Source organism: Pseudomonas sp. OTU5201, from assembly GCF_038440135.1.
Lineage (GTDB): Bacteria > Pseudomonadota > Gammaproteobacteria > Pseudomonadales > Pseudomonadaceae > Metapseudomonas > Metapseudomonas resinovorans.
Map to the genome: position 1 here is coordinate 70,093 of NZ_JASATC010000004.1, position 12,906 is coordinate 82,998.

Genomic DNA, 12,906 nt, shown 5'->3' on the forward strand with positions numbered 1-12,906 from the left:
CGTCGGTCACTACAAGATTTCCAATGCGAGGTTTGCATGCAAAAGGTTCAAAGCAGGGTTGTGGTCAGCTTGCCGGTCTACAACGAGGGCCCTTATGTCCTCGAGACGCTGAAGTCGCTGGCCGCCCAGACTCACGTCGATTTCCAGGCGCTGGTGGCGGATAACGCCTCCAGCGATGACACCGGCCGCATCTGCCAGGCGTTCTGCGCCGCCGACCCGCGCTTCCATTACGTCCGCCATGAGGAAAACCTCGGCGCGTCGGTGAACTTCCGCTTCTGCTTCGAACAGACCGATTCGGAGTACTTCATGTGGTTGGGCGGCCATGACCTGCTTGCCCCTGAGTTCCTCGCCGAAACGTTGACGCTGATGGAAGCCGACGAGCGCATCAGCCTGACCTACACCCAGACGCAATGGATCGACGAGCAGGGGCAGGCGCTGGGACGTACCAATGGCGGCAACTACGTGTTCGACGAACCCCTGGCGGCGGATGAGCGATACCTTCGCGTGTTGCATGCCTTGGATCGCTGCGAGGCGGTCAACCAGCTGATTCGTCGCGACTGCATCGACATGGCGTTCCGCCCAGTGGTGAGCGCCGACCTGGCGTTCCTCTGTCACCTTGCCGCTCACGGTCCGTTCGCTCGCGTCGAGAAGCCTCTCTACCTGCGCCGCGAAATCAGCAACCGCACCAGCTCGGCCATGGAGCGCATGACTGGCAAGAAGGTTGCGCCGCGCTATCACGAACTGGCTTCCCTGTTCACCGAGAGCATCTGCTCGCACCGCAGCCTCTGCGCCGAAGCCAAACCGGTGCTGGTGAAAGAGGTGCTGGCCTGGATGGACAAGCGCTTCGCGCTGTTTTCCAGTGTCACTCCGAAGCCGGAAGCCCAAACGGTCACCCCGTCGAATGAGGGGCCTGCTCCCTTCTTCAGCGTCGTCATGCCGGTCTACAACCGCGAACGTTACGTGCGCGAGGCCATCGAGTCGGTGCTGGCGCAGGACGATGCCGACTTCGAGCTAGTGGTGGTTGACGACGGCTCCACCGACCGTTCGGTGGCGATCATCCGTTCCATACAGGACCCGCGCATCCGCCTGCTCCACAACGACCACGGTGGCGGCGCTTCGGCGCGTAACAAGGGCCTTGCCGCTGCGCGCGGGGAGTTCGTGGTATGGATCGACAGTGACGATCTCCAGGCCAAGGGCGCGCTTTCGGCGCTGCGCCGGAGCATCGTCGAGAATCCTGGTTCGGACGTGTTCTACGGCGATCTGGAGATATTCGATGATCGCTTCCCCGGCCAGGTGCACCGCACCCGATATGCCGACTACCAGGGCAAGTCGCTGCTGCCGATGCTGGTCCAGGCCAACTGCCTGCCCAACCCCGGCACCGCAGTGCGCCGTGCCTTGTACCAGCGTCATGGCGACTACGACACGACGTTCACCCGTTGCCACGACTACCAGATCTGGACTCGCCTGGCCGACACGGCCGACTTCAAGAAAGTCGATGCGATCCTCTGCCACTGGCGCCAGCACGGCGAAAGTCTCTCCAGCGCGAAGAGCCGGGCCTTCGAAGGCAAGGTGGTGCTGGATGCCTTCGCCCGTTACCCCGTCAGCCGACTCTTCCCCGGCCTTGCCGACGACCGGGCGGGAAAGGCTGCCGCCTGCTGGCGCGTGTCGGGCATCCTGCGTCAGATCGACGAGCATGGCCCGGCCCTGCGCATGGCCCACAAGGCGCGAGCTCTCGGTCAGGACAACGCCGAGGCCTTGGCCGAACTGGACAAGCTGGCCGGTGCGCGATACGAGCCGCTGTTCTCCATCATCCTGACGACCTACAACCGCCCTGGCCTGCTGAGGGATGCCCTGGTCAGCCTGGGTGATCAGATCCTGCGCGACTTCGAGGTCATCCTGGTGAACGACCATGGTGACCCGGTGGAGTCGCTGCTGGCAGAGTTCGACTTCCCCATCACCTATCTCTATCAGGGCCGCAACCAGGGTTTGTCCGCCGCGCGAAACGCGGGATTGAAGCTGGCGAAGGGACGCTACGTCAGCTACCTGGACGACGACGATATCTATCTCCCGGAACACCTGGCGGTACTGGCGAACACCTTCGAGCAGCACCCTCAGGCCGTGGTCTACACCGGCGTGGAATACATCAACGAACAGGTGGAAGCGGGCGAGCGTATCGAGCTCAGCCGCAGTGCGCCGTTCGCCCATGCGGCCTATGACAAGGAACGCCTGTTCGTCCAGAACTACATCCCTGTGAATACCTGGGCGCATCCCCGCAGCATGCTGGCGGAAGTCGGTGAGTTCGATACCGGCCTGACGGCCTTCGAAGACTGGGACATGCTGCTGCGGCTCGCCGCCCGCTATCCCCTGGTCCATGTGCCGCAGTTAACCGCCGAGGTGCACCTGCGGGACGCTCCAAATACCGGCACCGACCATATGCTCGGTCGCGAGCAGAAGAATTTTGGCGCCCTCTACCAAGAGATGTATCGCCGCCATTCCGATCTGGGCAGCGACGCCGTGCGCCTGGCTCGCCAGGAGATGCTCAAGCGTTTCGGCATACAGGATTCGGCCGGTGGGCGAGTGCGTAATGCCAGCCTGCAGGAGTGGCTGCACAAGCGTGTGCTCACGCCGACCCAGCAGCGTCTGGTTGCGGAACGTCTGCAGCAGCAGGGCGGGCCGAGCATCGGCGTCGTCGTTCGGGATGTGAAGGGAGATGCTGCCGCGGTAGCGCTCACTCTAGAATCGCTGAGCCCGTCCCGTAATGCTTACCACAATGTGCAGCCGCTTCTACTGACCGTTGCGCAATCGGCTGCGGAGGGCTTCCCCGGTCAGGTCGTCGAGGTCTCTGCGGATGCGTGGGTGATGCCGCTCAACCAGGCGTTGCAGGCAGCCGATTTCGACTGGCTCGTCCTGGTCAATGCCGGTGAGGAATTCACCTCCAATGGCCTGCTGATGGCTTGCCTGGAACTGCTCACGGCGCCTGACTGCAGGGCCGTGTATTGCGACCAGATGTACCGCCAATCGAACGGCGATCTGGGCGCCGCCTTCCGGCCGGCCTTCAATCTCGACTATCTGCTCAGCTTCCCGGCGGGCATGGCCCACCACTGGCTGTTCCGTAGGGACGTGCTGCTCAAGGCTGGTGGATTCGACGCGGGTCTCCCTCGTGCGGTCGAACTGGAGATGATCCTGCGACTGATCGGCTCCGGTGGTCTTGCCGGGCTCGGGCACATCGCCGAGCCGCTGCTGATCACCGATGCGCCGGCGGTTTGCGATATCGAAGACGAACGACAGGCAATCCTGCGTCATCTGCAGGAGCGGGGTTACGAGCAACCCAGAATCGAGTCCGATCAGCCGGGGCAATACCGCATCCACTACGGGCACCCGCAACAGCCGATGGTTTCGCTGCTGGTCCTGGCGGGCAGCCAGCTTCCGCGGCTGCAACGCTGTTTGGAGAGCCTGCTCGAGACGACTCGCTATTCGAGCTATGAACTGCTTCTGATCGAGAGCGATCCTGCTGCGGGCGAGGTCAGGGGCTGGCTCAAGGCCCTCGAAGGAATGGGTGAAGCGCGCCTGAGAACCGTCTGGCCCGCCGCGGCGCAGCTCAGTGCGGCTGCCGCGCTGAATCTTGCGGCCAGCCAGGCGAAGGGCGACTACCTGTTGCTGCTCTCGCCGGATACCGCCGTGATCGACGAGCAGTGGCTGGACGAACTGGTCAACCATGCCCAGCGTCCGGAAGTTGGAGTGGTCGGGGCCAAGCTGCTTGCCGCCGATGGATCGGTCCGGCATGCCGGCCTGATTCTCGGCCTGGAGGGGCCGGTGGGCCGGCCGTTCGTGGGCGAGCCTGTGGACGCGTCTGGCTATCTGCAACGCCTGCAGGTCGACCAGAACTACAGCGCTGTCAGCCGTGAGTGCCTGATGATTAGCCGGGAGCTGTACGGCGCGCTGGGTGGAATCGCCGAGGACCTGCCCGAAAACTACATCGACGCGGACATCTGCCTGCGCGCCAGGCAGGCGGGTTACCTGACGGTCTGGGCGGCCAATGCAAAGTTGATGCTCGACGGCGACGCCCCTTGCGTCGCCCAGGCGGAGGACAACGACGCGCTCTACGAGAAATGGCTGCCCGTGCTGGCGCGTGACCCAGCCTACAATCCGAACTTCTCCCTGGCGCAGCCCGGTGGCTTCAAGCTGGCTGACACGGCGCTGTCCTGGCGGCCGCTGTCGTCCTGGAAACCGCTGCCTACCGTGCTCGCCCATCCGGCGGACCTGTACGGCTGCGGGCACTACCGCGTCATTCAGCCGTTCACCGCGTTGCAGCAGGCTGGGGTGATCGATGGCGCGCTGTCCGTAGGGCTCATGCACGTGACCGATCTGGAGCGCTACGACCCGGACACCCTGATCCTGCAACGGCAGATCGGCGATGAGCGCCTTGAAGCCATGCGCCGGATGAAGGCGTTCTCCCGTGCCTTCAAGGTCTACGAGCTGGACGATTACTTGCTGAACCTGCCGATGAAGAGCGCGCACCGTCAGCACATGCCCAAGGACATCCTCAAGTCCCTGCGGCGCGGCCTGGGGTTCGTTGACCGTTTCGTGGTATCCACGCAACCGCTCGCCGAGGCCTTCGCCGGCATGCACGACGACATCCTGGTGGTCGAGAACCGTCTGCCGGTTGGCTGGTGGCAGGGGCTGCAGGGCCAGCGTCGGGCTTCCGCCAAGCCGCGAGTGGGCTGGGCGGGCGGTTCAAGCCATACCGGCGACCTGGAGCTGATCGAGGACGTTGTGAAGGAGTTGGCGAACGAAGTGGAGTGGGTCTTCTTCGGCATGTGCCCGGAGTCGATGCGCCCCTACGTCCACGAGTTCCACCCTGGCGTGGCCATCGAGCAGTATCCGGCGGCACTGGCGCGCTTGAACCTGGATCTGGCCCTGGCGCCGGTGGAGCTGAACCTGTTCAACGAGTGCAAGAGCAACCTGCGTCTGCTGGAGTACGGCGCCTGCGGCTTCCCGGTGATCTGCAGCGATATCCGTTGCTACCAGGGTGACCTGCCGGTGACCCGTGTGAAGAACCGCTTCAAGGACTGGGTAGAGGCGATCCGCATGCACCTGGCCGACCTGGACGCCACCGCCCGTATGGGTGACGAGCTCCAGACCGTGGTACGTCGGGACTGGATGCTGGAAGGCCGCAACCTTGAGCTCTGGCTCAAGGGCTGGACGCCCGGTTCGCTCTGACGATCCTGGCCTCGAACCCGACAAGGCCCTGCACGTGCGGGGCCTTGTCGTTTCCGGACGTGGGCAGGGCATCCTGCCGGATCGGTCAGCATCATCCCCCTAAAGTTTTCCGGTGGGTGGTCGAAAAGCTGGCTGGATGGCGGACGTTGGCGTGGCAAGCCCCGGGCAAGAATTTTTTTTGAACGCCCCTAAAGCTTCCTCCGACACCGCCGATACGAAGTACGAATGCGAACTTTATGGGTGCCTGGGCGATGCCCGCCCAAGGTCGCAAGCTCAGGCAAACACGCAGTCCTCGGAGGACACCACCATGGCTTTGACCGTCAACACGAACATCGCTTCGCTCAACACCCAGCGCAACCTGAACACCTCCTCCCGTGCGCTGGACACGTCCCTGCAACGTCTGTCCACCGGTTCCCGCATCAACAGCGCCAAGGACGACGCCGCCGGCCTGCAGATCGCCAACCGTCTGAGCAGCCAGATCAACGGCCTCGGCGTGGCGGTGAAGAACTCCAACGACGGCATCTCCATGGCGCAGACCGCTGAAGGCGCTCTGCAGCAGTCCACCAGCATCCTGCAGCGTATGCGTGATCTGGCCCTGCAGTCGGCCAACGGCTCCAACAGCACCGACGAGCGCAAGGCTCTTAACGACGAAGTGACCGAGCTGAAGAAAGAGCTGGATCGTATTTCCAACACCACCACCTTCGGTGGTCGCAAGCTCCTCGACGGCACCTTCGGTACCACCACCTTCCAGGTGGGCAGCGCCGCCAACGAAACCATCAGCGTCAAGATCGACGAGATGAGCACTTCGTCCCTGGAAGCCACCTTCAGCTCCGGCAGCATCGACGATGCCGACGTAGCATCCGGTCCGGCTAACGCCTCGGGCGCCATTGCCGTAGAAGTGAAGATGGCCGACGGTACTGCACGTACCTTCAGTGCCACCTTCGCCAGCGGTGCTACCGCCGTCGAGCAGGTGCAGGCCCTCGCCACCGTGATCAACGACGCCAACATCGGTGTGGGTGCCTTCGTCAACGACGACGGTGACATCGACCTGGTGACCTCGCTGACCTCCGGTTCCGCCGCCGGCAACATCGAGTCTCTGAAGTTCGCATCGGGCGCCAGCGTTTCGGCTGCCGAAACCGCTGCTGCCACTGGTACCGATGCAACCGTCAGCACAGTAAGCGCTGAGAACACCGTCAAGGACATCGACCTGACCGACGTGAAGGGTTCCCAGGAGGCGGTGATCATCATCGACCAGGCCATCCAGTCCATCGACGCCCAGCGCGCCAGCCTCGGTGCCGTGCAGAACCGCTTCGAGAACACCATCTCCAACCTGCAGAACATCGGTGAGAACGTGTCGGCCGCCCGCGGTCGTATCCAGGACACCGACTTCGCAGCAGAAACGGCTAACCTGACCAAGAACCAGATCCTGCAACAGGCAGGTACCTCGATCCTGGCCCAGGCTAACCAGCTGCCGCAGGCGGTCCTCAGCCTCCTGGGCTAAGGCCCGGACGAGGCAAGGCGGTAAACGCGGGGGGAAGTGCTTGGCGCTTCCCCCCTTATTGCCATTTGTGAGGTGAGCACAATGGATATCGGAATAGTCAACCTGACGGGGAAGGGCGTGAATGCCACTCCGGCCGGCAATGCCCAGGTTCGCGGGCCGGCGGAGAAGGAAAGCCCCGAGAAGGTTTCCGAGCAGGCACGGCAAAAGTCCGAGGCCGAAGAGCGCGAGCCGCTAGAAGCCGCCGCCTCCAGCATCCAGGAGTTCGTCCAGAGCATTCGCCGCAACCTGAACTTCGACGTTGACGACAGCAGCGGCCGGGTCGTGGTGCAGGTGACCGATTCGGAGTCCGGCGAGGTGATCCGCCAAATCCCTTCGGAAGATGCACTGAAACTGGCGGAAAGCTTGTCGGAAATGCGCAGCCTGCTGTTCAAGGCCGAGGCCTGATACACCAGCTGGTACTTGCGTGCGACATGGCACGTTTCTTGACTGCTTTATCGAGTATTGGAGCAGGCGTCAGACGATTGGCGAGGTAACGGAAAAATGGCTGGCATAACCGGACTCGGTTCGAACATCGACATCGACAGCATCGTGAAGGCCCTTGTGGACGCAGAAAGAGCGCCCAAGGAAGCCCAACTGACCCGAGTGGAAAAGACCGCTACATCGAAGTTCTCCGCGGTCGGCCAGCTCAAGAGTGCCATCAGCGATTTCCAGACTGCGCTGAAGGACCTGAACTCCAGCGACCTGTTCTCCAAACGTTCGGCGAAATCCAGCAATGCCGATTTGGCGACCGTCTCCGCCACCAACAAGGCAAGCTCGGGAACCTACCAGGTCACTGTCGAGAAGCTCGCCACAGCCAGCAAGGTCGGCACCGCCACCTTCGCCAAGGGCGCCACCGCAGCCGCAGCCGGTACGCTCACCGTCAAGCTGGGGCCCGATGACCGCGGCGTCGATGTGCAGGTTGCCGCCGGTGCCACCCTCTCCGAAATCCGCGACAGCCTGAACAAGGCGCTGAAGGACAAGGGGGTGAGTGCCAACATCGTCAGCAATCCGGCGGATGGCTCGTCGCGCCTGGTACTCAGCTCCAACACGACCGGTGCCGGCAAGGACATCTATGTTCAGGCTTCGGCTGGCCTCGAAGCTTTCCGCATCGGCAACTTCGCCGACAACAATCCGACTTCCAGCCCCACCGGTGCCCTGACCGCGCTGGACGGAAACAATGCCGCCACCAGTGGCTACATCTCCCAGGCCCAGGATGCGGAATTCACGATCGACGGCCTGAGCCTGCGCAGCGCCAGCAATACAGTGTCCGACGCGATTTCCGAAGTCACCCTCAACCTGGTCAGTGCTGAGCCCGGCAAGAAGTTCAAGGTAACGGTCGAGCAGGACACCGCGACCGTGAAAGGCAACATCAAGAAGTTCGTCGATGCCTATAACAAGCTGATGGGGGTGACCAAGACGCTGACGTCGGTGACCTCGGTCGGTGAGGACAAGGCTCCCGTGACTGGCGCCCTCGTGGGCGATTCCACGGTGCGCTCGGTGGTGTCCACCGTGCGCAACGAATTGGTGAATCCGTCGGGTCAGAAGGATGGCATCTCCTTGCTGTCCGACCTGGGTATCACCACCCAGAAGGACGGTACGCTGAAGATCGAAGACTCGAAACTCGACAAAGTCCTCAGCACCCAGTACGAGGCCGTCGCTGGTTTCTTCACTGGCGAGAACGGGCTGACTGCTCGCATGAATTCGAAGCTGGACGTCTACACCGAAACGGGCGGCATCCTGTCCCAGCGCCAGGACGGCCTGCAGGACACCCTCAGTTCGGTCACGGACCAGCGCACCAAGCTCAACCAGCGAATCGAACAGGTCCAGAAGCGGCTGTATGCCCAGTACAACGCCATGGACTCCCTGATCGCCAGCCTGACCCAGACCAGCGACCGGCTGAGCCAGGCTCTCTCCAACCTTCCCGGCGTCGTCAAGCAGAGCTAAGTAATGGCCAATCCGATCGATACCTACAAGCAGGTCAAGACCAGCCAGGAAGTCACCCCCTATCGCGCGGTGCAGCTCTTGCTGGATGGCGCGCTGGAACGCCTTTCCCTCGCCCGTCACGGCCTCGAAACCGGCAACCCGGAAGTTCGCGGCATGGCGGTGGGTTCTACCCTCAGCATCATTGGCGTGCTTCAGGCCAGCCTGGACAAGCAGCTTGGTGGCGAAATCGCCGAGAATCTCGATGCCCTCTACGACTACATGACCCGTCGCCTTTCTCGCGTCGCGCTGGACAGCTCGCCGCGTCCCATTGATGAGGTCGAGACGCTGCTGCTGGAGATCAAGCAGGCGTGGGACTCCATCGGTCCGGAAGTGGAAGCACCGGTCGCTGCGGAAATTTCCTGATATCCGCAAAGCTGCGGGCTAAAGCTCTCGCGGGTGCTGCCGATACATTAGGTATCCAAGCCCGACACACGAGCGAGAGCGAACATGAACGCGATGGCGGCCCTCAAGCAGTACCAGTCCGTGAACACCCAGGCCCAGGCCGTGGATGCCAGCCCCCATCGGCTGATCCAGATGCTCATGGAAGGCGGCCTTACCCGCCTGGCCCAGGCTCGCGGTGCCATCGAGCGTGGTCAGCTCGCACAAAAAGGCGAGCTGATCGGCAAGGCAATCGCTATCATTGGCGGTCTGCGTGATGGCCTGAACTTCGAGCAGGGCGGCGATATCGCGGCCAACCTCGATGCACTCTACGAGTACATGGTGTCCCGCCTGCTCGAAGCGAACCTGAAAAGCGACGCTGCGCTGGTGGATGAAGTAGCAGGGTTGTTGCGTAACGTGAAAACCGGATGGGATGGCATCGCCCAGTGATGCCGTCCGGGTTGGCAGGAGAGTTCCAATGAATGCATCAGTCCAGCGTCTTGAAGCAACCGGCAGCGCTCTGCGTGATGCGCTGGCTCGCCAGGACTGGGCAGCCATCGGTGAGCTGGACCAGCTCTGCCGTCAGGTGGTCGATGACGCCATGGTCGACGCCGTGGACGATGTCGAGGCGCTCGGCAGTCGCCTGCAGGAACTGCTTGGCCTTTATCGCGAGCTGGTTTCCATCTGTCAGTTGGAACAGCAACGTATTGCGGGTGAGCTGGTCCAGCTCAATCAGGCCCAACAGGGTGCCAAGGTCTACAAGCTGTTCGGCTGATGGCTCAGCGATTCCCATCTGCCACTAGTTCGATACTGCTTCGACAGCCGCTTAGCCATTCTGTCGGCTCGACCAAAAAAAGCACGCCATAAAATTGACTCGGCAAGGGTTTTTCACTTTACTAGTGGCCAATTGCCGGTCGATCCTCCTCCCGGGATGCACCGTCTGCCCATGCGCCGTGGAAAACGGCGTTAAGCCCTAAAAGCAAGAACCAGACAATGTGGCGTGAAACCAAGATTCTGCTGATCGACGACAATAGCGATCGCCGCCGCGACTTCGCGGTGATCCTGAATTTCCTCGGTGAAGAGTACCTGGACTGCGGCAGCGATGACTGGCGCGACGTGACGGGACCCCTGAATTCCAGCCGCGACGTCTTGTGCGTCATGCTGGGTGAGGTGGGTGCCAAGGGCGGTGCCCTCGAGCTGATCAAGCAATTGCTGGCCTGGGATGAGTTCCTGCCGGTCCTGCTGATCGGCGACCAGGTCCAGGCCGACTGGCCGGAAGACCTCCGCCGTCGCCTGCTGACCAACCTGGAGATGCCGCCCAGCTACAACAAGCTGCTCGACTCCCTGCATCGTGCTCAGGTCTACCGCGAAATGTACGACCATGCCCGCGAGCGTGGCCGCCAACGCGAGCCCAACCTGTTCCGTAGCCTGGTGGGCACCAGTCGTGCCATTCAGCAGGTTCGCCAGATGATGCAGCAGGTGGCCGACACTGACGCCAGCGTGCTGATCCTGGGCGAGTCCGGTACCGGCAAGGAAGTGGTGGCGCGTAACCTTCACTACCATTCCAAGCGTCGCGAAGCACCGTTTGTACCGGTCAACTGCGGCGCCATTCCGGCAGAGCTGCTGGAAAGTGAACTCTTCGGCCACGAGAAGGGCGCTTTCACCGGCGCCATCACCAGCCGGGCAGGGCGCTTCGAGTTGGCCAACGGCGGCACCCTGTTCCTCGACGAGATCGGCGACATGCCGCTGCCGATGCAGGTCAAGTTGTTGCGTGTGCTGCAGGAACGCACCTTCGAGCGGGTTGGCAGCAACAAGACGCAGAACGTCGATGTGCGCATCATCGCGGCCACCCACAAGAACCTCGAACAGATGATCGAGGCGGGCAGCTTCCGCGAAGACCTTTATTACCGCCTCAATGTTTTCCCCATCGAAATGGCGCCGTTGCGTGAGCGCGTGGAAGACATCCCGCTGCTGATCAACGAACTCATCTCGCGGATGGAGCACGAGAAGCGCGGCTCCATCCGCTTCAATTCCGCCGCCATCATGTCGCTGTGCAACCACGACTGGCCGGGCAACGTCCGTGAACTGGCCAACCTGGTGGAGCGCATGGCGATCATGCATCCCTACGGCGTCATCGGCGTCAGCGAGTTGCCGAAGAAGTTCCGCCACGTCGACGATGAGGACGAACAGCTCAAGGCCAGCCTGCGCGAAGAGATCGAAGAGCGATCGGCCATCGGTGCCGGCCTGCCGGGCATCGCTTCGCCGGCGCTGCTGCCGCCCGAGGGCCTGGATCTCAAGGACTACCTCGGCAACCTGGAGCAGGGCCTGATCCAGCAAGCACTGGACGACGCCTCCGGGGTCGTGGCCCGTGCCGCCGAGCGTCTGCGCATCCGCCGTACCACGCTGGTGGAGAAGATGCGCAAGTACGGCATGAGCCGTCGCGACGAGGAATTGGCGGAAGAATAATTCCGCTTTTTCCAAGTTGTTGTTTTTAAAGGACTAAATTTTAGGCACGGGTATTGCTATATCTCACTCGACCGACCGTCTGCTGACGGTCGATGGAGCGAGAGAAGAGCATGAGCCACGCCGTTACGCCCGCACAGAATCCGGAAGCCGCCCCCGTCGAACAAGCCAGTCGCGCGGGTCTTGAACAAGCCTTTGCGCTGTTCAACCAGATGTCGACCCAGCTCAGCGAGTCCTACAGCCTGTTGGAAGCGCGGGTCACCGAGCTGAAGGGCCAGTTGGCCCTGGTCAGTGCCCAGCGCATGCAGGAGCTGGCGGAGAAGGAACGGCTCGCCAATCGCCTGCAGAGCCTGTTGGACCTGCTGCCCGGCGGCGTCATCGTGATCGACGGGCAGGGCGTGGTGCGCGAAGCCAATCCCGTGGCGCGCAACCTGCTCGGCCAACCCCTGGTGGGCATGCTCTGGCGCGAAGTGATCGCGCGTAACTTCGCCCCGCGCGAAGACGATGGCCATGAAATCTCCCTCAAGGATGGACGCCGTGTCTCCATCGCCACCCGCTCCCTGAATGCCGAGCCCGGCCAACTGGTTCTGCTCACCGACCTGACGGAAACCCGTCGCCTGCAGGATCAGCTTTCCCGCCACGAACGTCTTTCTGCCCTGGGTCGAATGGTTGCGTCCCTGGCTCACCAGATCCGCACGCCGCTGTCCGCGGCCTTGCTCTATGCCAGCCACCTGACCCAGCAGGTGCTGCCAACGGATCAGCAGCAGCGTTTTGCCGGTCGCCTCAAGGAGCGGCTGCATGAACTGGAGCATCAGGTGCGCGACATGCTGGTGTTCGCCCGTGGCGAGCTGCCGCTGCCGGACCGCCTGGCGCCGTCGGCGCTGTTCTCCGCCCTGCGCGCATCGGCCGAGTCCCATGTGCAAGGCAAGGAAGTGCGCTGGCAGTGCGATCTCGCCGAGGGCGAACTGCTGTGTAATCGCGACACCTTGGTTGGTGCGATGCTCAACCTGATCGAGAACGCCAATCAGGCCGCCGGCCGTGACCTGCTGCTCAAGGTGCACCTCTATCGGCGCGGTGGCGATCTGCACCTGACCATCAGTGACAACGGCCCCGGTATCGACGCCGCCACCCTGGCGCGTCTGGGCGAACCCTTCTTCACCACCAAGACCACCGGCACCGGACTCGGGCTGGCCGTGGTCAAGGCGGTGGCGCGTGCCCACCAGGGCGAGCTGCGGCTGCGCTCGCGTCCCGGCCGCGGTACTTGCGCCACCCTGGTCCTGCCGCTGATTCCCGCGGCACATTCGGTTTTTCAGGAGTAAAGG

General features: G+C 62.8%; 9 protein-coding genes. All 9 read left to right on the forward strand.

The window, feature by feature from the left end; translation table 11 throughout:
* The first annotated feature begins 36 nt into the window (after positions 1 to 36).
* The 9 genes from AAHM40_RS03800 (at position 37) to AAHM40_RS03840 (ending at position 12,903) form a co-directional block, all read left to right on the forward strand.
* The gene (locus AAHM40_RS03800; protein WP_342243480.1) at positions 37 to 5,220 is read left to right on the forward strand and encodes a glycosyltransferase; all 5,184 of its coding nucleotides are present in this window, start codon (positions 37 to 39) and stop codon (positions 5,218 to 5,220) included.
* A gap of 307 nt (positions 5,221 to 5,527) precedes the next feature.
* Positions 5,528 to 6,721 carry a flagellin gene (locus AAHM40_RS03805; RefSeq protein ID WP_342243481.1) on the forward strand — a complete coding sequence of 398 codons (1,194 nt, stop codon included), beginning with the start codon at positions 5,528 to 5,530 and terminating at the stop codon, positions 6,719 to 6,721.
* Between the two features lie 81 nt (positions 6,722 to 6,802).
* On the forward strand, positions 6,803 to 7,165 hold the full coding sequence (locus AAHM40_RS03810) for a flagellar protein FlaG (protein WP_342243482.1): 363 nt from the start codon (positions 6,803 to 6,805) through the stop codon (positions 7,163 to 7,165).
* 96 nt (positions 7,166 to 7,261) lie between these two features.
* Complete coding sequence (fliD, locus tag AAHM40_RS03815) at positions 7,262 to 8,704, forward strand: flagellar filament capping protein FliD (protein WP_342243483.1); 1,443 nt, start codon at positions 7,262 to 7,264, stop codon at positions 8,702 to 8,704.
* 3 nt (positions 8,705 to 8,707) lie between these two features.
* Positions 8,708 to 9,106 (forward strand): flagellar export chaperone FliS, encoded by a 399-nt coding sequence (gene fliS, locus AAHM40_RS03820; RefSeq protein WP_028626538.1) that lies wholly within the window; start codon positions 8,708 to 8,710, stop codon positions 9,104 to 9,106.
* 84 nt (positions 9,107 to 9,190) lie between these two features.
* Positions 9,191 to 9,571, forward strand: coding sequence for a flagellar export chaperone FliS (gene fliS, locus AAHM40_RS03825; RefSeq protein ID WP_028626539.1), 381 nt, complete (start codon positions 9,191 to 9,193; stop codon positions 9,569 to 9,571).
* A 28-nt stretch (positions 9,572 to 9,599) separates the two neighbouring features.
* Positions 9,600 to 9,896, forward strand: a complete 297-nt coding sequence (locus AAHM40_RS03830) for a flagellar protein FliT (RefSeq protein WP_280282551.1) — start codon at positions 9,600 to 9,602, stop codon at positions 9,894 to 9,896.
* 218 nt (positions 9,897 to 10,114) lie between these two features.
* A complete protein-coding gene (locus AAHM40_RS03835; RefSeq protein WP_342243484.1) occupies positions 10,115 to 11,587 on the forward strand; it encodes a sigma-54 dependent transcriptional regulator in 1,473 nt (490 codons plus the stop codon).
* A gap of 110 nt (positions 11,588 to 11,697) precedes the next feature.
* Entirely contained in the window at positions 11,698 to 12,903 is a 1,206-nt protein-coding gene (locus AAHM40_RS03840) for a sensor histidine kinase (protein WP_342243485.1), read from the forward strand.
* Positions 12,904 to 12,906 lie beyond the last annotated feature (3 nt).

What these genes read in the sequence shown, in the direction of transcription:
- fliS (WP_028626538.1), top strand. Translation starts at nt 8,708, where the DNA reads ATGGCCAATCCGATCGATACCTACAAGCAGGTCAAGACCAGCCAGGAA.
- AAHM40_RS03830 (WP_280282551.1), top strand. Translation starts at nt 9,600, where the DNA reads ATGAATGCATCAGTCCAGCGTCTTGAAGCAACCGGCAGCGCTCTGCGT.
- AAHM40_RS03835 (WP_342243484.1), top strand. Translation starts at nt 10,115, where the DNA reads ATGTGGCGTGAAACCAAGATTCTGCTGATCGACGACAATAGCGATCGC.
- AAHM40_RS03840 (WP_342243485.1), top strand. Translation starts at nt 11,698, where the DNA reads ATGAGCCACGCCGTTACGCCCGCACAGAATCCGGAAGCCGCCCCCGTC.
- AAHM40_RS03800 (WP_342243480.1), top strand. Translation starts at nt 37, where the DNA reads ATGCAAAAGGTTCAAAGCAGGGTTGTGGTCAGCTTGCCGGTCTACAAC.
- AAHM40_RS03810 (WP_342243482.1), top strand. Translation starts at nt 6,803, where the DNA reads ATGGATATCGGAATAGTCAACCTGACGGGGAAGGGCGTGAATGCCACT.
- AAHM40_RS03805 (WP_342243481.1), top strand. Translation starts at nt 5,528, where the DNA reads ATGGCTTTGACCGTCAACACGAACATCGCTTCGCTCAACACCCAGCGC.
- fliD (WP_342243483.1), top strand. Translation starts at nt 7,262, where the DNA reads ATGGCTGGCATAACCGGACTCGGTTCGAACATCGACATCGACAGCATC.
- fliS (WP_028626539.1), top strand. Translation starts at nt 9,191, where the DNA reads ATGAACGCGATGGCGGCCCTCAAGCAGTACCAGTCCGTGAACACCCAG.